This is a genomic window from Variovorax sp. WS11 (genome assembly GCF_010499245.1).
Taxonomy (GTDB): Bacteria; Pseudomonadota; Gammaproteobacteria; order Burkholderiales; family Burkholderiaceae_C; genus Variovorax.
Genome location: NZ_JAAGOW010000001.1, coordinates 1,981,284 through 2,001,416, shown reverse-complemented (window position 1 = coordinate 2,001,416; position 20,133 = coordinate 1,981,284). Strand labels below are relative to the sequence as shown.

General features: G+C 68.9%; 19 protein-coding genes. 4 read left to right on the top strand and 15 right to left on the bottom strand.

Annotation, left to right across the window (positions count from 1 at the left end; genetic code table 11):
* Nucleotides 1–33: 33 nt before the first annotated feature.
* Nucleotides 34–2,214: a catalase HPII gene (gene katE / locus GXN78_RS09985; protein ID WP_106558919.1), complete on the bottom strand. Its 2,181-nt coding sequence runs from the start codon at nt 2,212–2,214 to the stop codon at nt 34–36.
* Nucleotides 2,215–2,250: 36 nt separating this feature from the next.
* A complete protein-coding gene (locus GXN78_RS40795; protein WP_181360628.1) occupies nt 2,251–2,391 on the bottom strand; it encodes a hypothetical protein in 141 nt (46 codons plus the stop codon).
* 297 nt (nt 2,392–2,688) lie between these two features.
* Here GXN78_RS40795 and GXN78_RS09980 point away from each other — a divergent pair, with 297 nt between their 5' ends.
* Nucleotides 2,689–3,507 carry a transglutaminase family protein gene (locus GXN78_RS09980; RefSeq protein WP_106558918.1) on the top strand — a complete coding sequence of 273 codons (819 nt, stop codon included), beginning with the start codon at nt 2,689–2,691 and terminating at the stop codon, nt 3,505–3,507.
* Between the two features lie 3 nt (nt 3,508–3,510).
* Here the strand turns inward: GXN78_RS09980 and ligD are convergent, their stop codons facing one another.
* The 3 genes from ligD to GXN78_RS42160 form a co-directional block, all read right to left on the bottom strand.
* Complete coding sequence (gene ligD, locus GXN78_RS09975; RefSeq protein ID WP_106558917.1) at nt 3,511–6,045, bottom strand: DNA ligase D; 2,535 nt, start codon at nt 6,043–6,045, stop codon at nt 3,511–3,513.
* Nucleotides 6,046–6,054: 9 nt separating this feature from the next.
* Nucleotides 6,055–7,008 (bottom strand): Ku protein, encoded by a 954-nt coding sequence (locus tag GXN78_RS09970; protein ID WP_106558916.1) that lies wholly within the window; start codon nt 7,006–7,008, stop codon nt 6,055–6,057.
* A 211-nt stretch (nt 7,009–7,219) separates the two neighbouring features.
* Nucleotides 7,220–7,600, bottom strand: a complete 381-nt coding sequence (locus tag GXN78_RS42160; RefSeq protein WP_343231024.1) for a hypothetical protein — start codon at nt 7,598–7,600, stop codon at nt 7,220–7,222.
* On the opposite strand from GXN78_RS42160, the gene GXN78_RS09965 reads away from it, so the two are divergent.
* Nucleotides 7,500–8,549, top strand: coding sequence for a transposase (locus GXN78_RS09965; RefSeq protein WP_343231018.1), 1,050 nt, complete (start codon nt 7,500–7,502; stop codon nt 8,547–8,549). The genes GXN78_RS42160 and GXN78_RS09965 overlap by 101 nt on opposite strands.
* Here the strand turns inward: GXN78_RS09965 and GXN78_RS09960 are convergent.
* From GXN78_RS09960 to GXN78_RS09940, 4 genes are all read right to left on the bottom strand, one after another.
* Complete coding sequence (locus GXN78_RS09960) at nt 8,528–9,814, bottom strand: hypothetical protein (protein ID WP_164255404.1); 1,287 nt, start codon at nt 9,812–9,814, stop codon at nt 8,528–8,530. The genes GXN78_RS09965 and GXN78_RS09960 overlap by 22 nt on opposite strands.
* Before the next feature lie 512 nt (nt 9,815–10,326).
* Nucleotides 10,327–11,010 (bottom strand): response regulator, encoded by a 684-nt coding sequence (locus tag GXN78_RS09950; protein WP_106561464.1) that lies wholly within the window; start codon nt 11,008–11,010, stop codon nt 10,327–10,329.
* Nucleotides 11,007–12,566, bottom strand: coding sequence for an ATP-binding protein (locus tag GXN78_RS09945; RefSeq protein WP_106561463.1), 1,560 nt, complete (start codon nt 12,564–12,566; stop codon nt 11,007–11,009). The genes GXN78_RS09950 and GXN78_RS09945 overlap by 4 nt, the downstream gene beginning before the upstream one ends.
* 136 nt (nt 12,567–12,702) lie before the next feature.
* Nucleotides 12,703–13,101: a hypothetical protein gene (locus GXN78_RS09940; protein ID WP_106561462.1), complete on the bottom strand. Its 399-nt coding sequence runs from the start codon at nt 13,099–13,101 to the stop codon at nt 12,703–12,705.
* Between GXN78_RS09940 and bamA the strand changes: the two genes are divergently transcribed.
* The gene (bamA, locus tag GXN78_RS09935; RefSeq protein ID WP_164255403.1) at nt 13,100–15,517 is read left to right on the top strand and encodes an outer membrane protein assembly factor BamA; all 2,418 of its coding nucleotides are present in this window, start codon (nt 13,100–13,102) and stop codon (nt 15,515–15,517) included. The two genes, GXN78_RS09940 and bamA, sit on opposite strands and share 2 nt — an antisense overlap.
* Here bamA and GXN78_RS09930 read toward each other — a convergent pair whose 3' ends face one another.
* The 5 genes from GXN78_RS09930 to GXN78_RS09910 all read right to left on the bottom strand — a co-directional run bounded on the left by GXN78_RS09930 (nt 15,518) and on the right by GXN78_RS09910 (nt 19,071).
* A complete protein-coding gene (locus tag GXN78_RS09930; RefSeq protein ID WP_106560790.1) occupies nt 15,518–15,757 on the bottom strand; it encodes a hypothetical protein in 240 nt (79 codons plus the stop codon).
* 127 nt (nt 15,758–15,884) lie between these two features.
* A complete protein-coding gene (locus tag GXN78_RS09925; protein ID WP_164255402.1) occupies nt 15,885–16,937 on the bottom strand; it encodes a hypothetical protein in 1,053 nt (350 codons plus the stop codon).
* 55 nt (nt 16,938–16,992) lie between these two features.
* Nucleotides 16,993–17,346, bottom strand: coding sequence for a hypothetical protein (locus GXN78_RS09920; protein WP_106560788.1), 354 nt, complete (start codon nt 17,344–17,346; stop codon nt 16,993–16,995).
* Entirely contained in the window at nt 17,343–17,993 is a 651-nt protein-coding gene (locus GXN78_RS09915) for a HAMP domain-containing histidine kinase (RefSeq protein ID WP_106560787.1), read from the bottom strand. Before GXN78_RS09915 ends, GXN78_RS09920 begins: the two co-directional genes overlap by 4 nt.
* Before the next feature lie 85 nt (nt 17,994–18,078).
* Nucleotides 18,079–19,071, bottom strand: coding sequence for a succinylglutamate desuccinylase/aspartoacylase family protein (locus GXN78_RS09910; protein ID WP_106560786.1), 993 nt, complete (start codon nt 19,069–19,071; stop codon nt 18,079–18,081).
* 91 nt (nt 19,072–19,162) lie between these two features.
* On the opposite strand from GXN78_RS09910, the gene GXN78_RS09905 reads away from it, so the two are divergent.
* Nucleotides 19,163–19,417, top strand: coding sequence for a hypothetical protein (locus tag GXN78_RS09905; protein ID WP_106560785.1), 255 nt, complete (start codon nt 19,163–19,165; stop codon nt 19,415–19,417).
* Here the strand turns inward: GXN78_RS09905 and rpe are convergent.
* On the bottom strand, nt 19,407–20,105 hold the full coding sequence (gene rpe / locus GXN78_RS09900) for a ribulose-phosphate 3-epimerase (protein WP_106560784.1): 699 nt from the start codon (nt 20,103–20,105) through the stop codon (nt 19,407–19,409). The genes GXN78_RS09905 and rpe overlap by 11 nt on opposite strands.
* Nucleotides 20,106–20,133: the final 28 nt, after the last annotated feature.

Here is a 20,133-nt window from a genome sequence, read left to right as displayed (position 1 = left end):
CGTGCCGGGCTGCCCGCGGCGCGGCGCGTGAGTTTAGGCCGGAACGGCGTCGATATTCACCCGATCCCAATGCCGGTGCTTGGCGATCGCCGCGATGAAGTCATGCGCGATCTTCAGGGCGGCGGTGTTGTCGCCCAGGTTGGTGGTCGGCGTCGAGGCCACCACCACGCCGGCCGGGTAGGCCTTGGCGTCGCCGCCGATGCCCAGCGTGGCCAGCAGCTGCACGCCCTCGCCCACGGTGCAGACGGCCTTGCAGTGCTTGAAGGCCTCGAGCACGAAATGCACGGCGTCGCCGTTGTGCGCCAGCGCCTCGGCACCCGGCGCGCCGGCCGGCACCAGCACGGCGTCGAACATCACGGAGGGCGTGTTCTGGAAGGTGGCGTCGACCTCCAGCTGCCGCCGGGACGCGCTGGTGACCGTGCCCAGCCGCGGCCCCACCACCTTGCACTGCGCGCCGGCCTGCTCGAGGGCCTCGCGGATCGGCTTGAGCGAGGCCGAGTCGATGCCGTCCATCGCCAGGATCGCGACCTGGCGGGTCTTGATCGAGCCGTCGCCGCTGTCGACCATGCGCAGCGCCGCCGATTCCTCGATCGGCAGCTTCATCCGGTGCTCGCGAAAGCCCGCGCGGCCGGCGGCCGCCTTCGGGTCGGGCGCGCCGATGCCCAGCGGCTCGGCCACGCGGCGCGCCAGCTTCTCGTCGACATGCGCGAGGTTGTCGACCATGCGCTGGCGTATGGTCGGCGCCGTCACCTTCGAGAGCTCGAAGCGGAAGGCCGCGATGATGTGCTCCTTCTCGGCCGCGCTCTGGCTGTTGAAGAACAGCCGCGCCTGGGTGAAGTGGTCGTCGAAGCTGGGGCTGCGGCGGCGCAGCTTGGGCGTCTCGATTTCCTCGGGGAAGGACTGGAAGCCGGCGCTGCCGCCATCGATGCGGAACTCCTTGCCGTCGTTCAGCGAGTGCGGCTCGTAGGCCACGTGGCCGCGCGCGATGGTCTGGCGGTGCATGCCGTCGCGCTGGAAGTTGTGGAAGGGGCACACGCTCTTGTTGATCGGCAGCTCGTGGAAGTTGGGCCCGCCCAGCCGCGAGAGCTGCGTGTCGGTGTATGAGAACAGCCGCCCCTGCAGCAGCGGATCGTTGCTGAAGTCGATGCCGGGCACCACGTGGCCCGGATGGAAGGCGACCTGCTCGGTCTCGGCAAAGAAGTTGTCGGGGTTGCGGTTGAGCACCAGCCGCCCGATGCGCTGCACCGGGACCATCTCCTCGGGAATGAGCTTGGTCGGGTCCAGCAGGTCGAAGGGCAGCGAATGCTCCTTTTCCTGCGGAATCATCTGCACGCCCAGCTCCCATTCGGGGAAGTCGCCGCGCGCGATCGCCTCCCACAGGTCGCGGCGGTGGAAGTCCGGGTCCTTGCCGGCGATCTTCTGCGCTTCGTCCCAAGCCAGGCCGTGGATGCCCAGCTTGGGCTTCCAGTGGAACTTGACGAAATGGCTCTCGCCGCGCGCGTTGACGAAGCGGAAGCTGTGGACGCCGAAGCCCTCCATCATCCGCAGGCTGCGCGGAATGGCGCGGTCCGACATCGCCCACATCAGCATGTGCGTGGTCTCGGGCATCAGCGAGGCGAAGTCCCAGAAGGTGTCGTGCGCGCTGGCCGCCTGCGGCATCTCGTGGTGGGGCTCGGGCTTGACGGCGTGGATCAGGTCGGGGAACTTGATCGCGTCCTGGATGAAGAACACCGGGATGTTGTTGCCCACCAGGTCGTAGTTGCCCTCGCGCGTGTAGAACTTGACGGCGAAGCCGCGCACGTCGCGCACCGTGTCGGCCGAGCCGCGCGAGCCGGCCACGGTCGAGAAGCGCACGAAGACCGGCGTCTTGACCGAAGGGTCCTGCAGGAAGTCGGCCGAGGTGAACTGCGACATCGACTTGTAGACCTCGAAGTAGCCGTGGGCAGCCTCGCCGCGCGCATGCACCACGCGCTCGGGAATGCGCTCGTGGTCGAAGTGCGTGATCTTCTCGCGCAGGATGAAGTCTTCCAGCAGCGAAGGGCCGCGCACGCCGGCCCGCAGCGAATTGTGGTTGTCGGGGACCTGGACGCCCTGGTTGGTCGTGATCCGCGGCGCGTTCTCGGCGGTGGAGGCCGCCAGCTGTTCCTGCTTGTCGTTGCTGCCGTTGGCCGGCTTGGCGCGGCGGCTGCCCGCGGTCTTGTTCGTTGGCGTCATCGGGAGTTCCTTTGGTGTTCCCGGGGCGCCCCGGCATCAGCCGGCATCGAAGAAGACGTCCAGGGCGTTGACCACGACCGCCAGGGCGACGATGCCGGCCACCGCGGCCACGGTCCAGACGATGACATCGTCGAACCAGGGAGCATCGAGGACGCTGAGCAACGAGGAAAGCTCCATGATTCGCTCCGTGTCATTGTGGTTGGCAGGTCGCTGGGTCGCGGGTCGGGAGGCACGGCCGGCAGTGCGGCCGCGTGCAATGCTTCAGCTTAGGCGGCACGCGGCAGACACCCCGTAGTGGCCGCACGCCGACGTCTGTGGGAAGGGCCAGCGGTCGGCGGTAGGACCGCACTGACGGATTTGAAGGGCGGCCTACGCGCGTTCGCGCGCCGGCCCACGCACGGTTCTTGCGTCGCACCTTAGGATTCATCGTCGCTCGCGCTCCGCGCCCACACCTTTCCACGCCACACCCACCCCATGCTCATCCGAATCGGCTACGACATCGAACTCGGCGTGAGCCCGCCGACCGCCCTGATCTACATGCTGCAGGTGCACCCCTCGCGCGCCGGCGACGTCGTCGGCGGCGAGAACATCACCATCAGTCCGCCGCTCGCGACCGACTTCTACAGCGATGCCTTCGACAACCAGTGCGCACGCGTGCGCGTGCCCGCCGGCGTTACGCGGCTGCGCCTGCGCAACGAGGCGCAGGTCTTCGACACCGGCTGGCCCGACGCGGTCGACCTCCGCGCGGTCGAACACACGCCGGACCAGCTGCCGGTGGAGACCCTGCGCTTCCTGCTGCCCAGCCGCTACTGCGAGGTCGACGGCGAACTGCTGGCCTTCGCCTGGCGCAACTTCGGCCAGGTGCCCAAGGGCTGGCCGCTGGTGCAGGCGATCTGCGACTATGTGCACCAGCACCTGGTCTTCGACTATCCGAGTGCGCGTCCCACGCGCACGGCGCTGGAGGCCTGGCATGAGCGAAGGGGCGTGTGCCGCGACTTCACGCACCTGGCGATCACGCTGTGCCGCTGCATGAACCTGCCGGCGCGCTACGTCACCGGCTACCTGGGCGACATCGGCATCCCGCCGGTGCCCTACCCGATGGACTTCAGCGCCTGGTTCGAGGTCTACCTCGGCGACCGCTGGTGGTCCTTCGATGCGCGCCACAACAAACCGCGCATCGGCCGCATCATGATCGCGCACGGCCGCGACGCGGCGGACGTGCCGATCACCATGGTGTTCGGGGAGCACACGCTGGAGCGCTTCGAGGTGGTGACCGAGGAAGTGGCGGGCTGAGGCTCAGGGCGCATCCGGCGGCGCGTAGCCCAGCCTCTTCATCGCCGCCGCCACCCCCTTGCGACTTTTCTCCATCGCCGCCCACGGCTTGTTGCCCACGGCCAGGCGCTCGCCGATCGTGCGCACCGTCCATTGCGCGGCGTTCTGCAGCATCGGCAACTCGTCCCATTCGATCGGCACGGAGACGCCCAGGCCCGGCCGCGAGCGCACGGACCAGGCGCTCACGGTGGTGGCGCCGAAGCCGTTGCGCAGGTAGTCGACGAAGATCTTGCCGACGCGGTTGCGCGGGCCGCTCTTGGCGACGAATCGCTGGGGGATGGTCTCGGCCAGGTGGATCACCATGGCCTGCGCGAATCCCTTGACCGCATCCCAGTCGTAGTGCCGCCGTATCGGCACCACCACGTGCATGCCCTTGCCGCCGCTGGTCTTGACGAAGGCGGGCAGTGCCAGCTCGTCGAGCAGGGTCCGCACCAGCAGGGTGGCCTCCTGCATCGTCGCCCATTCGACGCCTTCGCCGGGGTCGAGGTCCAGCGTGATGCGGTCGGGCCGGTCGATGGCGCCGGACGTGGCGTTCCAGGTGTGCAGCTCCAGCACGTTCATCTGCGCGGCGGAGAGCAGCCCCTGCACGCTGTCGATCTGCAGCAGCGGCTCGTGATCGGGGTCGAGCGCGGGGTCCAGCAGCTTCACGCCCTGCATCTCGTTCTTGCTCGCATGCTTCTGGAAGAAGAGCTCGCCGCCCACGCCCTCGGGCGCACGCACCAGCGCGACCGGACGGCCCTTCAGGTGGGGCAGCATGAGCTCGCCCACCTGGTCGTAGTAGGCGACCAGCTCGCCCTTGGTGACGCCGCTGGTCTTGTCGATCACGCGCTCGGCGTGGGTGATGTTCAGTTCCTTCATCGCGGGGCTCGCTCGTTGGGCCTGTCGGATGGCTGCCGGGGGCTGCGCCTGCTCGCGCCGGATCTGCGACGCGGGCTTGTCGCTGCGCAGTCCCTGGAACACGGCCTGGCGCACCCGGCCGTCGCGCGTCCATTCGCCGAAGGCGATCTCCGCCACCAGCTTCGGCTTGACCCAGTGCGCCTCGACGCCCGCGGGCCGCTTCTCGAAGGGGCATTCGTCGCTCGCCAGACGGTCGAGCTTCGCCTTGATGTCCGCCAGCCGGCCGGTGTCGAAGCCGGTGCCCACGTTGCCGCAGTACTGCAGCCGGCCCTCGTTGTCGTACACGCCCAGGAGCAGCGAGCCGAAGCCGGTGCGCGAGCCTTTCGGGGCCGTGTAGCCGCCGATCGCGAATTCCTGGCGCCGCTGGTTCTTGAGCTTGATCCAGTCGGGCGAACGGCGCGACACATAGGCCGAGCCCTTGCGCTTGCCGATGATGCCCTCGAAGCCCAGGTCCACCGTGGAGGCCAGCAGCTCGCGCGGCGTGGCATCGAACGCCTCGGAGAGCCGCAGGCCGGCCGGCGGCTTCTTGCCCAGCAGCTGCACGAGCCGCGCCCGCCGCTCTTCCACCGGCAGCGCGCGCAAGTCCTCGCCGTCGAGGAAGGGCGCATCGAAGAGCCAGTACACGATGTCGGCCGTCGCGCGGCGGTCGAAGGCGTTCTGCAGCGCCTGGAAGTCGGGCGCGCCGTTCTTGCCGGCCACCACGATCTCGCCGTCGAGCCAGGCCGAGCGCGTGGACAGCTTGGCCAGCGCCTTCGCCAGCGCCGGCAGCTTCGATGTCCAGTCGTTGCCGTTGCGCGTGATGCACTGGACTTCGTCGCCTTCGATGCGGGCCAGCACGCGGTAGCCGTCGAACTTGAGCTCGTAGAGCCAGTCGTCGGGCACGGGGGGCGGCGACGAGGCCAGGGTCGCGAGCTCCGGCTCGAGGCGCTCGGGCAACGCGGCCCGGCGGGGCTTCGGTGCCGCGGCCTTGCGAGGCGCGGGCGGCGTGGCGGGTTCGGCCTTGCGGCCGTAGGTCACGTCCGGTGGGTGGTCGACGTCGCGGCCGGTCAGCACGCTGTCGGGCTCGGCCTCGACGACGTCGTAGTCCGCGAGCGGCCGCGCCTCCGCGTCCTGCTCCTTGATCAGCAGCCAAGGCTCCTGCTTCTCGCCCTTGCCGCGCATGCGCACCAGCGTCCAGTGGCCGCGCAGCTTGTCGCCGTGCAGCTCGAACTTGAGCTTGCCCTCGGCCAGGCCGCGGCGCGCATCGCCCTCGGCCTCCCATTCGCCGCGGTCCCAGACGATCACGGTGCCGGCGCCGTACTGTCGGGGCGGGATGGTGCCTTCGAAGTCGGCATAGGAGACCGGATGGTCCTCCACATGCACCGCCATGCGCTTGACCGAGGGATCGAGGCAGGGCCCCTTGGGCACGGCCCAGCTCTTGAGCGTGCCATCGAGCTCCAGGCGGAAGTCGTAGTGCAGCTGGCGGGCGTGGTGCTTCTGCACCACGAAGGCATGGGCGCCGCGGCTCGCGCGGCCGACCTGGCGCGGCTCCGGCGTCTTCTTGAAATCGCGCTTGCGGCGGTAGGGCGCCAGCGCTTCGCTTGCACGGGGCCTGCTTGCCACGGCCGTGCCTCAAGCCGCCTTGCGGCGCGCTGCCGCCTTCCGGGCTGGGGCGCGCTTGCGGGCCGCGCGCTTGGCGGCCGGCTTGCGCGCCTTGGCGGGCGCTTCCTCGTCGGCCTCTTCGTCAGCACTCGCCGCCTTGCCGCCCTTGCGCAGGCTGCGCTGCAGCAGCTCGGTGAGGTCCAGGATCTTCGCGCTCGGGCGTCCTTCCTGCTCTTCCACCGGGCCGAGCTTGGCCACGGCTTCGGTCTTGCCGGCCTCGATCTTGCGGTCGACCAGGCGCAGGATCTCGTCCTTGAAGGAGTCCTTGAAGGACTCGGGATCCCAGTCCGAGCTCATGTCCTCGACCAGCTCGGTGGCCATCTTGATCTCGCGCTCCGCGAGGCCGGCCTTCTTCGCGTTCTCGGCGGGCAGCGGCAGGTCCTTCCAGGGGCGGATGTCGGCGCCCCAGCGCAGCAGGTTCAACACCAGCCCCGGGCCGACGGGCACCAGGGCCGCGAGGTGCTGCTTGGTCTGGATCACCACTCGCGCCACGCCGATGCGGCCGGTGCGCTCCAGGGTTTCACGCAGCAGCGCGTAGACCTTGCCGCCGCGGTTGATGGGCGCCAGGTAGTAAGGCCGCTCCAGGTAGACGAAGGGAATGCTGTTGGACGGGACGAAGGTCTCGATCTCGATAGTCTGCGTCATGCGCGGATAAGCGTCGGCGATCTCCTTGTCGCTCAGCACCACGTACTGGCCGTCCTCGACCTCGACGCCCTTGACGATCTGCTCGCGCGCGATCTCCCTGCCCGTCTTCTTGTTGACGCGCTTGTAGCCCACCGGGTCCATGCTGCGCTTGTCGAGCCAGTCGAAGTCGATGCTGTGGTCGACGGTGGCGGCGTAGAGCGCCACCGGGATATGGACCAGGCCGAAGCTGATGGCGCCCTTCCACAGGACGCGCGGGGCGGGGGTCTTGGATGCGGGCATGGCGATTCTCCGGGAGGCACCTTAGGGTGAATGGCACTTACTTTGGGCCGCTGAGCCGTCGGCGAGGCGTAAGTGCTTGATTGCAAAGGGAGGGTGGCTGACCCTGGATCGATAGGATGGTTGGTTACGAAGCATCCAAACCATCTCACCAAAGGCCAGCCAGCATGGATCGTAAAGCCCGAAGCGATTTGCATCAACGCCGCAGAGGCATTCAACGGCGGGCACGCACGACCGAGGCGGTGGAGTTCTTCAACATCCTGACGAGCCCGCAGTTGCTCGAGACGACCGAAGCGCTGCTGCCCGAGCATCGCGAGCGGCTGTATCCGCCGACGGTGACGCTGTCGATGTTCATGCGCCAGACGCTGGAGGCCGATGGCTCATGCCAGAAGGCGGTCAATGGCTGGGCGGCGCAGCGCGCGGCCGACGGGTTGAGCGCGTGCAGCGTTCGCACGGGCGCGTATTGCAAGGCTCGCCAGCGCTTGCCCTTGGAGATGGTCACGGCGCTCACACAGCAAACGGGGCGCGAGCTGAGCGCAAAGGCGTTGGCGCCCTGGAAGTGGCGAGGCCGCGCGGTCAAGTTGGTGGACGGCACGGGCCTGTCGATGCCCGACACGCCCGGAGAACCCAGGCGGTGTATCCGCAGCCCAGCACGCAGGCACCGGCGTGGGCTTCCCGCTGGCGCGGCTGGTGGCGGTGATCTGCCTGGCTACTGGAGCAGCCCTGGACGCGGCGATTGGCCCGTGCCAGCGGCAAGGGCAGCGGAGAACTCCGCGCTGGTGCGCCGCCTGCTCGAAGGCTTTGGCGCGGGCGATGTGATGCTCGCCGACGCTGTACTGCAACTACTTCCTGATCGCCGCGCTGCTGGACAAGGGCGTGGACGTCGTGTTCGAGCAGCACGGAGCGCGGATCACGGACTTCCGCCGCGGCCAGCAGTTGAGCACGCGCGATCACATCGTTGCTGGCCCAGGCCGGCGCGTCCCGAGTGGATGACACACGAGCAGTACGCGCGCGTGCCCGAGGACATCATGCTGCGCGAAGCCAAGGTGGGCCACCAGGTGCTGGTCACCACGCTGCTGGAGCCTCGAGAGGTGAGCAAGAGTGATCTGTCGGCGCTCTACGCACGCCGCTGGAACGTCGAGCTGGACCTGCGAAACCTCAAGACCACCACGGGCATGGAGGTGCTGAGCTGCCAGACGCCGCAGATGAACGAGAAACAGATGTGGGTGCACCTGCTGGCCTACAACGTGATCCGGCTGCTGATGGCGCAGGCCGCTTGCAAGGCCGGCGTCGATCCGCGCGGCCTGAGCTTCAAACACACGGTGCAACTATGGACGGAGTGGACCACGCGCGGACTATGCGCCGCGAAGGACAACCAGCGGCTGTTCGCATTGATCGCTCAATCCAAAGTCGGCCACCGCCCAGGGCGCATCGAGCCGCGAATGCGAAAGCGACGGCCCAAACCGTACCCATGGCTGAAGACGCCGCGCGAGCAGGCCCGTCGACATGTGCAGCGACACGGTCACGCGTGCAGGCCAAAGTAAGTGCCATTCACCTTAGGGTGGCTTGGCCGGCACACATGTAGGAACGCGGCGGGCCCCCGCGTCAGGGCCGGCCGTTTACGCGGCGCCGAAGCCGTAGAGCTCGGCCGGGTTGCCGACGAGCATGCGTCGGTGTCTGTGTTCGTCGCCTTCGAAGCCGCCGTTCGAGCATTCCGGTAGCGGCGCAAAACTATTCCTTGGACGATCCTTCGTTGAGGCGTGCATGGCTTCACCTCCAGCCAGCGAGCGACGCAAGGTGCGCGCAGTTCGTCGATGTCGCCAGGCCATTTTTCAGGCAGCAGATCGGTGAGTTCAAGCGCCGCGAAACTGAAGGGCAACCCGCGGTAAGTGAAAAGGAACAATACCGCCGCCAGACGTGCGGCCTGGATGTCCCGCGGCGCCGGGCTCAGCCGCAGCGCTCGACTCACCCGCAGCAGCGTCTCGGCAAGAGACTGCAGCGCACCTGACGGGAGAGTGGCGACATAGTCCACCATGCCGTGGAATGAAGCTTTCTCTTTCAACTCCACGAGGTGCATTGATTCACTGCCATTGCCGCTGCTCTCCCCGTAATCGCGGAATCCCTGCGCGAGCACAGTGCCGGAGTCCTCCTGGCGCCGCCGCTGCGGGGCAGGGATGCGGAAACTTGGTGAAATGGCTTTCGAAAGCCCAGGCCTACCGCTCTGAATGCACTGTGGCTTTTCTTCTACAAAGGTCCAGGCTCGCCGCTCGCCGAACTGCCCAGGCGCCGAGGAATCGACGCCGCGCTCCTGCTGCGCGCGGGAGAATTGCGGCGGCCGGGGATGCAGGCTTTCGTGATACACGTGGCGCAACTGCTCGGGTGACCACTCATCCGCGATGGCGCCACTGCTCTTGGGCGCGGTTTCCTCCGTGCGCCGCCGCTTGCTCGAATGGAGTTCCTGGTCCGGGAGAGGCGGCAACTCACGAGGTGCATATTCGAGTTCGTCTTCATACGAGGGTTCGTCTTCCGCGGGAATGAGAGGCCTTAGGCTTAGGTGCGAAGGCACATACGGCAGACGTGGCGGAAACCAGGGCTGACCTTCGCTCGGCACGAATTCCACGACGGGCTCATGAGTGGGAATCGCGGTGGGCAAGACATACCCCTGCACATGATGGGCGCCGACGCCAGCCGGCAACCCTGGAACATAAACGACTGGGAGCTGATGGTGCTGCTGCCGTGTCGCGCCCGGGTCGGGATGCCGCGAGACAGGCGTCGCCCAGCCGGAGCGGTTGAAAGTGCCCTTATCCATGGGCCGAACGCGACGGTGAATCGATGGCTGATACCAAGACATGCTCCTCGTGTTGTCTCCGGCAAGCACACCGGCCGTTCTTGGTAACGCATTTGTGCCGAGGGTTCCACTCGCCGGCGCCCGAGGAGCGCGACCTCAGTGCGCGCCATCGGGCCGCGGCACCAGCCGGCCGTCGGGGCCGCGCTCGCAGGTGCCGGCGAGCATGTCGCCGCGCCGCCCCGGCATCTCGAGCGCGCGCCTTCAGGCTTTGCCGGCGCAGAGCTCGAAGGGCCTCGGGCGGCGGACCGCGCGGTACGCCACGGGCGGCATCGCCCGCCGGGGCCGGGGCCACATCGCTTGGGGCGGGGGCGGCCCGTGGGGCGGCAGCGGGGAGCAGCATGATGCAGCCGCTCAGGCCGGCTGCCAGTGCGAGGGAGGCCAGGGCAGGGGATCGTTCTCATGGGGGCGTCCTCCGAATCAGGTCGGCCCAGTGTGTGGGCCGACTTGGGAGAAAGCTGGGAGGCGCGCGCCGCTCAGTCGAGCGGCGTTTCGAAGGCGAAGCCCACGCCGTAGACGGAACGAATCCAGTCGTGCGAGGGATCGGCCGCGGACAGCTTGCGCCGCAGGTTCTTGATGTGGCTGTCCACCGCGCGTTCGGAGACGTCGGCATCGTCGTCGTAGGCCAGCTCCAGCAGCCGGGCGCGCGAGAAGATGCGTCCCGGGTGCCGCGACATCGCCTGCAGCAGCCGGAACTCGCGCCGCGTCAGGTTCAGCGGGACGCCGCCGAGCGTCGCGCGCCAGTGCGCCTCGTCCAGCACCACCGGGCCCTCGGCCTTGCCGGCGGCCGCTGCCAGGCCCTCCGCGCGCCGCAGCACGGCGCGCACGCGGGCCACCACCTCGCGCGGCGAGAAGGGCTTGCACACATAGTCGTCGGCGCCCAGCTCCAGGCCCAGCAGGCGGTCGACCTCCTCGATCCGCGCGGTGAGCATGATGATCGGGTGGTGGGTGTGCACGCGGGCCTGCCGCAGCACGCTCAGGCCGTCCAGCCCGGGCAGCATGATGTCGAGCAGGCTCAGGTCGGGCGGCGCCTCCAGCATGCGCGCCAGCGCCGTGCGGCCGTCGGCCACATGCTCGGTCTCGTGGCCGGCATGGCGCAGGTAGTCCTGCAGCACCGAGGCGATGTCGGCTTCGTCCTCGACGATCAGAATGCGGCTCACTGACTGGTCTCCAGGGGAAGCCAGAACGTGATCCGCAGGCCGCCCAACGGCGAGGCCGAGGCATCGATCTCGCCGCCGTGCGCCTCGACCATGGTCCGGCAGATCGACAGGCCCAGGCCCGAGCCGCCGAGTGCGCGGCTGCGCGAGCCTTCGGCGCGGAACAGGCGCTCGAAGACCAGCGGCAGCTCGTCGGGCGCGACGCCCGGGGCGCTGTCGTCGAAGCGCAGCACCAGACGCTGCGCGCCGGCGCTGCCTTCGACCGTGGCGCCGATGCGCAGCATGCCGTCCTCGTCGGTGTAGGAAAGGGTGTTGTCGAGCAGGTTCATGAACACCTGGTGCAGGCGCTGGGCGTCGCCTTCGACCATCGGCTGTGATTGTGCGGCCAGGGCATCGACCTGCGCCACCTCCACCGCGATGCGGCGCTGCACGAAGCGATCGCGCGTCGCGGCCAGGGCCTCCTTCAGCAGCGCGAGCGGGAACACGGGCGCGCGGGTGATCGATTCGGCCTGCGGCTCGCGCATGCTGCTGCGCAGGTCCTCGACCAGCTGGTTGAGCCGCATGACCTGGCGATGCAGCCGCAGCGCAGTGCGGTCGTCGAAGCTGCGCACGCCGTCCTGCAACGCCTCGATCTCCGCGCGCATGGCCGCCAGCGGGGTGCGCAGCTCGTGCGCCACGTCGGCCAGCCAGGCGCGGCGCGAGGCTTCGACCGTATCCAGGCGCTCGGCCATGTCGTTGAAGGTGCGGCCGAGCAGGGCCAGTTCGTCCGAGCCCTGCACCTGCACGCGGGTGCCGAGCTTTCCGCGCGCCACGTCCTGCGCCCCTTGCGTGAGCGCGTCGATGGGGCTGAGCCAGCGCCGCGCCAGCAGCCACGAGAGCAACAGGGCCAGGGCCAGGCCCACCACGCCCGTCAGCGCGATGAAGCCCGACTGGCGGGCGACGAAGGCACGATCGGCCTCGCTGTCGAGGCCCTCCATCGGCGCCAGAACCAGCTGGCCGATCTCGATGTTCCCGCGCTTGATCGGCAGATGGGCGGCCGAGGCCGGGTCGACGGTGGCGCCGACGACGCGCTTGCCGTGGGCGTCGATCACGCCAAGCCGCCGGAACATCGAGTTGGCCACCTCCCGCAGGCCGCCAGGGAACATCCAGGGCGGCGGAGGCGCCAGGTTGCGCCGGGGGGGCAGCAGTTCCACCATCGGTGGCGGATCGGCGCCGTCGCCGGGCGGCGGCTCGGGGCGAGGCCCTCGGGCATACCAGGGCGGCAGGCGCGCGTCCTCCGCGTCCTGTCCCTCGGTGCGGGGCAGGCCGGCATCGCCCATCTGCAGCCGGCGCCAGGTCTCCTCGCTGTTGCGCAGCTTGTCCCAGTTGCCGTTGCCCGCGTAGTGCTCCTGCAGCAGCTTCGTCAGCCACTCCATGCGCCGGATCTCGATCTCCGCCAGGTAGGGGCCGAGGCCGCGCTGCAGCGCGAAGATCGAGAAGCCCGCCCAGATCAGCAGCAGCGCGACCAGGAGCGCGGCCAGGGCGAAGAAGATTTTTCGGGTGAGCGTCAGGCGTGGCATGGGAGGGGCGGTCGGCGCAAGGCCGCATTCTGCGACACGCACTTGCGCGCCCCGGCGAGCGGCGATGCCATGTGCGAGATGAAGCGCGGAGGAAGACAGAGCGGACGGCCGGGTGCTCGCGACGGATGGCAGCGGCTCAGCGCTGCTCGGCGCCCTGGCGCCGGCGCGCGCGACGCTCGCGCAAGAGATCGACCAGCGTCCACGCATGCGCCACCAGGACGAGGAGCACGCTGGCCACCATCAGCCCCTGCTCGAAGCCGTCGCGGGCGCCGCGGTCCCCCTCCGGCTCGCCGAAGAACAGCAGGCCGAGCACGGCCGGCGGAAGCACCAGCAGGGCGACGATGGCGCCGACGCTGCCGAGGCGGGCCCTGCGCGGGCGCGGCACTGCGTTCGCGCGCGGCGCGGGGTCGACGGGTAGGCCCATGGGATCGAGCAGAGTCCTCATGCCCTGGATGATCGCGAGCGAATTGGTAGAAATGATGGAGCCGCGGGCGCTCACATTTCCTCCGAAGTTGCGGCCGACCATCGCGGCCATGAATGAGCGATCCCGCATCGCGCCCGGCCTCGCGGCCGTGGCGCTGGCCGCCGTGCTGGGCACGGCCATCCCCGCCGCCTGGGCCATCGAGCCCTTCACGGTGCGCGACATCCGAGTCGAAGGCCTGCAGCGCATCGAGCCCGGCACCATCTTCGCCTCGCTGCCCTTTCGTGTAGGCGACACCTACAACGACGAGCGCGGCTCCGCCGCCATCCGCGCCCTGTTCGACCTGGGCCTGTTCAAGGACGTGCGCATCGACGTCAGCGGCAACGTCCTGGTGGTCATCATCGAGGAGCGTCCCACCATCGCCGACGTCGACTTCGTCGGCACCAAGGAATTCGACAAGGCAGCCCTGCAGAAGGCCCTGCGCGAAGTGGGCCTGGCCGACGGCCGCCCCTACGACAAGGCCCTGGCCGACCGCGCCGAGCAGGAGCTCAAGCGCCAGTACATCAGCCGCAGCCTCTACAACGCCCAGGTGGTGACCACCGTCACCCCCATCGAGCGCAACCGCGTCAACCTCACCTTCACCGTCACCGAGGGCGACGCCGCGCGCATCCGCGAGGTCCACATCGTGGGCAACAAGGCCTTCAGCGAGGGCACCCTGCTCGATCTGTTCGACCAGGACTCCGGCGGCTGGATGAGCTGGTACACCAAGAGCAACCAGTACTCGCGCGCCAAGCTCAACGCCGACCTGGAGACCCTGCGCTCCTACTACATCACCCGCGGCTACCTGGAGTTCCGCATCGACTCCACCCAGGTGGCCATCTCCCCGGACCGCCAGGACCTGAGCATCACGGTGAACCTCACCGAGGGCGAGAAGTTCGTCGTTTCCGGCGTCAAGCTGGAGGGCAACTACCTGGGGCGCGACGACGAGTTCAAGTCGCTGGTGACCATCCGTCCGGGCGAGCCCTACAACGGCGAGCAGGTCACCGAGACCACCAAGGCCTTCACCGACTACTTCGGCACCTTCGGCTATGCGTTCGCGCGGGTGCAGGCCGAGCCGGAGATCGACCGGGTGAACAACCGCGTCGCGCTGACCCTGAAGGCGGAGCCCTCGCGGCGGGTGTACGTGCGGCGGGTGGCGGTCGGGGGCAACAACAAGACGCGCGACGAGGTGATCCGGCGCGAGTTCCGCCAGTACGAGGCCTCGTGGTACGACGGCGACAAGATCAAGCTGTCGCGCGACCGGGTGGACCGGCTGGGCTTCTTCACCGACGTGAACGTGGAGACGCAGGAAGTGCCGGGCTCGCCGGACCAGGTGGACCTCGCGATCAATGTGACGGAGAAGCCCACCGGCAGCCTCCAGCTCGGCGCGGGCTACTCGAGCACCGACAAGATTTCGCTGAGCTTCGGCATCACGCAGGAAAACGTGTTCGGCTCCGGCAACTACCTCGGGCTGCAGATCAACACCAGTTCCTACAACAAGACCATCTCCCTCACGGCGACGGACCCCTACTTCACGAAGGACGGCATCTCCCGCACGCTGAACGTCTTCCACACCGTGACGCGCCCCTACTACGAGGCCGACGGCAACTACAAGCTGGTCAGCGAGGGCGGATCGGTCAAGTTCGGCGTGCCCTTCGGCGAGCTGGACACGGTGTATTTCGGCGCGGGGCTGGAGCGCTATGTCTTCACGCCGGGCAGCAACGGCAGCTACACGCTGGTGAACGGCAGCTATGTCTACACGGCCACGCCGCAGGCCTACCTCGACTACTTCGAGTGCACGGGCACGGCGCCGAGCGTCACCTGCGCTAACAACAGCCGCTTCGCCGTGCCCTTCACCATCGGCTGGTCGCGCGACGATCGCGACAGCGCGCTGGTGCCGACGCGCGGGCGGCTGCAGAGCGCAAACGTCGAGCTGGGCGTGGGCAAGGACTTGCGCTACATGAAGAGCGGCTACCAGTACCAGCAGTACTTCCCCCTGTCGAAGCAGTACACGCTGGCGATCAACGGCCAGCTGGGCTACGCCCGGGCGCTGGGCGACACGAGCTTTCCGATCTTCAAGAACTTCTATGCGGGCGGGCTGGGTTCGATCCGCGGCTTCGAGCAGAACTCCCTGGGGCCGCGCGACGCGGTCACGGCGGGCGCGCTCGGCGGTACGCGCAAGGCCATCTTCAACATGGAGTTCAGCACGCCATTCCCCGGCGCCGGCAACGACAAGACGCTGCGGCTCTACGGTTTCTTCGATGCGGGCAACGTGTTCGCCGAACGCACGAGCGGCTTGACGGATGCGCAGTGGCGCGCGCAGAACAGGATTCGCACGTCGGCGGGCATCGGGATCAGCTGGATCTCGCCGCTCGGGCCGCTGCGCCTGGCCTATGCGATTCCGATCACCTACCAGAAGCAGGACGACGCCAACGGCATCGCCGCGGACCGGATCCAGCGGGTGCAGTTCCAGATCGGGACGTCGTTCTGACTAACGCGCGCCTCGTCCCTGTCCGCCCCTGCGACCGGGGTAGGCGGGGCCGGCCCGCACGGGCGTCGGCAGCTCCGCCTCGTAGACGACCGGGAATCCCAGGGCTTGCTTCTCGACGCTCTCGATCGGCACCGTCGCGTCTGCCGGCACGGTCACGTAGACCGCCCAGCGACCATCGGTAGTGGTGGTGATCCCGGCTTGCGTGACCTGCGGGTCGTTGATGGTTTCGGCGACGGTCATGAGGCGCTCGGGAGGCTCCGGAGTGCGGGGCTCCCCCGGGCGATGTAGGCGGGCGGGCTTCATGGATCGATCCTAGGCTTAGCCAAGGATCTTACGCGCTGGTCGGCGGGCTCGTGACCGCGTGCGCTTAGACAGGGTGCACGTTGAAGCGTGCGCAGGCCACGGAGACATCGCAGGCGGTGGTGGTAACGCCATCGCCGGCAAACAGCAGCGCCACCGGACGGCCCGAGGCTTGGTCCAGGATCACCGAACCCGAATCGCCGGGGTTGCTGAACGGCAGACCACCATTGCCTGTGATGGTGATCGCGTTGTCGAAGGTGGCGATGATCGGGGCCTGCTGCGTGCCGTAGTTCACCTGGACTCCGCGCACGCGTATCGCACGGATCATGCCGCCCGTGACGCCGGTGGTGCGGCCCGCCTTGGTCACGACCATGCCGGGCCGCGGCGCCAGCAGGTGCGGCGTGTACTTCTTGATGTTGAGCATGCTGCCTGTCTTGACCTTCTTCGGCTCGGTCACGACGGCGATTGCTGCATCGATCACGTTGCGTGGCTGCGACCCGGGCGCCGGGAACAGGATTGGCTCGAACGAACTGAGCGTCGCGATCGTGTCCGCTGCACCAGCCGAGAAAGGCTGCGTGAACGGGGTGCCAATCGGGAAGCGATTGACATTGGCGAGCACATGGTTGTTGCTCAGGATGAACAGCGGGCCCGCGCCGTCGCCGCCGCGCACGAAGCAGCCGAGGGTGCCGACGAATTTGCCGCCCAGCGGCCCGATCTCGACCCCGGCCGGCACCGGCCGATGACGCGCCTGGTGCTGCGCGGGGTTCGCGATGGCGGCGGCCACGCTCTTGCGGGCCGCGGCGCGATCGAACGCGACCTGGATCGGCAGATGCTCGACATCGACGCTCACGCCCTGCATCGGCTTGCTGAGTACCGGCACGGAGGCGGCCGATTGAACGGAGGGGACGTCGAACATATAGACCTTGACGACGAATTCGCCGTCGCCTCGAATGCCCACGCCGGTCGCATGCACATGGGTCAAGGGATCGGCGCTTGCTTCGCCGGCCTGGGCACGGAATGCCATCGCCTGGGCACCGGGAACCGCTACGCTCATCTGCGATTGAACCAACTCGGCTCGAAATTCCTCGAGTGCTTCGAGTGCTTCACCAAACGTTGCCATCACGCGCTCCTAGAGGTTGGGGACGACGCGAAGCTACGCCGGCCCGCCTCGTGCGTCATCCTTCGGCGAGATGAGAGCTGCGTGTGCAGCCGGCTGTGCCCAGCTCTGCATCGACCGTGCGCGCGCGCACGGTCGCGGACGGCTTCGCGCTGGAGCGTATGCCCTCTGGCGCCGCCGCAGCCCGCCCGCTTGCCAAGATCGGCGCCAGCGTACCGGCCGCCGCGCTCCTCTCGGCCTGCTCGCGGGCCTCGCAGCGGGCCCCGTCCCAGCTCGCAACCAGGATCGCAGCGATGAAGCACAAGCCCGCGATCCAGGGCAGCGCGGCCTCCAGGAGCCGGTCCCCATCGGGCAGCTCTTCCACCGCCGGGCCGAGCGCAAAGGCCGGCCGATGCAGCTCGCCGCCCCTCATGACAGCGTCCCCCGATTCACGGCGGCCTGCGCGGCCTGGTGGATGTCGCCGGCAGCGGCCAGGGGCATGCGCAGTGTGAGCCCCATCCCGCCCAGCGCCGAGGGTGCGGCATACAGGCGGCCGCCGAGGCGATCGACGATGCGCCGCACCAGCAGCACGCTGGCGCGCAGCTCACCCTCCTGCGCGGCGAGCGCCTGCCGGGCGGCGAGGAGGCGGTCGAAGAGCGCCGCCAGGCAGGGCTGATGCCCCGACGCCAGGCTGGAATCCATGAAGCTCACCACCGCCTGGCCGTTCTCGCGGCGTGCCAGCGTCTTCAGCACGCCGCCGCGCGGCATGGCGTCGCAGGCGAGGCGGACGATGTGCCCGAAGGCCTGCCGCAGCTCGCCCGGGTCCGCCCACACGCCGAGCGCGAGCTCGGGCAGCCGGTGCTCGAGCTCGATGCCGGCCGCGCGCAGCATCGCGCCGCAGGAACGGGACATGTCCTCGAGCGGCGCCCGAAGGTCGAGCCAGCGGCGCTCGACGGGCTCGGTGTCCTCCGGGAGGATGGGGCCGGCGGGGCGCGGCCGGCGTGCCGCAAGCGCGCGTGGCAGCGCGACGAGAGAAAAGCTCAGGCCGAGCCCGAGAACGACGGCACGCGAGAGTTCCATGAAGAAGACCTCCGAAGGATGATGGCCCGATGCTGGCCGCCAAATACGGAGGAATCTGGGAACGCGCCGGTCGCGGCGCCGCGCTTCAGGCGCCGGGCCGGCGCAGGTCGCGCTCGCTCTCGATGGCGAAATAGAACCACTCGGCGCCGGGCAGCGCCTCCGCGTTCGGGAACACGATGAAGCCGTCGCGCTCGGCCGCCAGCACCCTGCCGTCGGCGCGCACGCCGATGGGCTCCCCCTTCGCCACCGGGTCGAAGGTGGCCCATTCGCGCACGAACTGGTCCTCTTCGCTGTCGCGATCCGTCACGCTGACCAGCCGCAGCAGCGAAGGCGCCGCCGGCGGCTTGGCCTGCGGATCGGGCGCGACCATGCCCAGCAGGCGCAGCGCCGCATGGATGGCGCGGCGCGCGACCTCGGGCGCCGCCGGGTCCTGGTGCTGGCCGCATTCGAGCGTGACGCCGTAGCCGCCGCGGCTGCGCATGTATTCGTTGGTCCCCCAGCCGAAGGCCAGCGCGGCCTCGTCGGCCGGCTGGCCGCCGGCACGCTGCGCCAGGCCGGCCGCGTAGATGTCGAGCCAGCCCTCGACGACGCGCGGCGTGCCCATGTGCAGCGCGAGCAGCCCTTCCTCGAACGCGCGAGCGAAGGGTTCGAGCGTGCCGACGTTGTCGCGCGGGCCGATCATCGCGAAGGCCTCGCCCGCGCTCTGGAAGGAATGCAGGTCCAGCAGCACGTCGTGGCGCTCCAGCAGCGGGCACAGCAGATCGGTGATGCGGGCCTCGTAATCGGCCGGCGCTTCGCCCGCCGGGGTGGGCTTGAACAGGCGGTTGAGGTTGCGTTCGCCCTCGCGCCGCATCAGTCGGCGCGCCAGCGGGTTGGCCACCGGCACCAGGGTGAGCTCGCCGCGCAGCACCTGCAGCGCGCCGCTGTCAAGTTCGGCCAGGGTGCGCTCGATGCCCGCCGTGCCGCAGGTCTCGTCGCCGTGTACCCCGCCCAGGACGATCAGCCTCGGCCCGGGCTCGAGGGAAGTGAATCCGTGGATGCGAAGAAGGTCGGGGACTGGTGGCTGCTGCTCGCTCATCTCGCCGCTGATCCTACAGGGCGGCGCATGGCGGTCCTACCGGGCTTTCCGCGATGCCGTGCCACAAGCAGGAATGACCAAGGAGCAAGCAATGGCCAGCAAGAAGGCGCCCGCGAAGACCGACCCGCTGAAGGACGCCGGCGGCGGCAAGACCAAGGTCGGACAGGGCGGCGAATCCGCGCCGCGCCTGCCGCACGAGCGCGACCAGTCCTCGGACAGCCAGCAGAACCAGGGCGGCTCCGCCGAGCAGGGCCGCAAGGGCATGGAAGACGTGGAGCGCGGCGTGGTCGACACCGACCGCGGCCCGGTGGCCGACCGGGTCTACAACGAGAAGCTCAAGCGCTAGCAGCCTTGAGCTGCGCGCGCATCTCGGCGATCACGCCCGCGTAACTCTTCGCATTGAAAATCGCGCTGCCAGCCACAAAGGTGTCCGCGCCGGCGCTGGCCACGCGCGCGATGTTGTCGGTCTTGATGCCGCCGTCGACCTCCAGGCGGATGTCGCGCCCGCTGGCCTCGATGCGCTTGCGGGCGAGCTCGATCTTGCGCAGGGCCGAGTCGATGAAGCTCTGACCGCCGAAGCCCGGGTTCACGCTCATGATGAGGATCAGGTCGATGTCGTCGATCGCCCAGTCCAGCGGCTCCAGCCCGGCGCCCGGGTTGAACACCAGCCCCGCCTTGCAGCCGGCCGCCTTGATGGCCTGGATGCTGCGGTGCGTGTGGGGCGAGGCATCGGGGTGGAAGCTGATGTAGTCGGCGCCCGCCTGCGCGAAGGCGGCGGCCAGCGCGTCCACCGGCTCGATCATCAGGTGCACGTCGATCGGCACCGGCGTGCCGCCGGCCGTCTTCGCGTGCGGCTTGAGCGCCTGGCACACCATGGGGCCGAAGGTGAGGTTCGGCACGTAATGGTTGTCCATGACGTCGAAATGAATCCAGTCGGCACCGGCGGCGATCACATCGCTCACTTCGGCGCCGAGGCGCGCGAAATCGGCCGAAAGGATGGAAGGGGCGATGCGAAAGGTGCTGCTGCTGCTCATGGGGGCGAATTGTCGCAGGCTGTTCCTT

Bases quoted from the DNA above. Each gene is read 5' to 3' on its own strand.
- GXN78_RS09960 (WP_164255404.1), bottom strand. From the start codon at position 9,814: ATGGATAAGGGCACTTTCAACCGCTCCGGCTGGGCGACGCCTGTCTCG.
- GXN78_RS09920 (WP_106560788.1), bottom strand. From the start codon at position 17,346: ATGAGGGGCGGCGAGCTGCATCGGCCGGCCTTTGCGCTCGGCCCGGCG.
- GXN78_RS09940 (WP_106561462.1), bottom strand. From the start codon at position 13,101: ATGGCCGCGATGGTCGGCCGCAACTTCGGAGGAAATGTGAGCGCCCGC.
- GXN78_RS09970 (WP_106558916.1), bottom strand. From the start codon at position 7,008: ATGCCCGCATCCAAGACCCCCGCCCCGCGCGTCCTGTGGAAGGGCGCC.
- GXN78_RS40795 (WP_181360628.1), bottom strand. From the start codon at position 2,391: ATGGAGCTTTCCTCGTTGCTCAGCGTCCTCGATGCTCCCTGGTTCGAC.
- GXN78_RS09905 (WP_106560785.1), top strand. From the start codon at position 19,163: ATGGCCAGCAAGAAGGCGCCCGCGAAGACCGACCCGCTGAAGGACGCC.
- rpe (WP_106560784.1), bottom strand. From the start codon at position 20,105: ATGAGCAGCAGCAGCACCTTTCGCATCGCCCCTTCCATCCTTTCGGCC.
- katE (WP_106558919.1), bottom strand. From the start codon at position 2,214: ATGACGCCAACGAACAAGACCGCGGGCAGCCGCCGCGCCAAGCCGGCC.
- GXN78_RS09965 (WP_343231018.1), top strand. From the start codon at position 7,500: ATGGTCACGGCGCTCACACAGCAAACGGGGCGCGAGCTGAGCGCAAAG.
- GXN78_RS09930 (WP_106560790.1), bottom strand. From the start codon at position 15,757: ATGACCGTCGCCGAAACCATCAACGACCCGCAGGTCACGCAAGCCGGG.
- GXN78_RS09945 (WP_106561463.1), bottom strand. From the start codon at position 12,566: ATGCCACGCCTGACGCTCACCCGAAAAATCTTCTTCGCCCTGGCCGCG.
- bamA (WP_164255403.1), top strand. From the start codon at position 13,100: ATGAATGAGCGATCCCGCATCGCGCCCGGCCTCGCGGCCGTGGCGCTG.
- GXN78_RS09925 (WP_164255402.1), bottom strand. From the start codon at position 16,937: ATGGCAACGTTTGGTGAAGCACTCGAAGCACTCGAGGAATTTCGAGCC.
- GXN78_RS09910 (WP_106560786.1), bottom strand. From the start codon at position 19,071: ATGAGCGAGCAGCAGCCACCAGTCCCCGACCTTCTTCGCATCCACGGA.
- GXN78_RS09980 (WP_106558918.1), top strand. From the start codon at position 2,689: ATGCTCATCCGAATCGGCTACGACATCGAACTCGGCGTGAGCCCGCCG.
- GXN78_RS09915 (WP_106560787.1), bottom strand. From the start codon at position 17,993: ATGGAACTCTCGCGTGCCGTCGTTCTCGGGCTCGGCCTGAGCTTTTCT.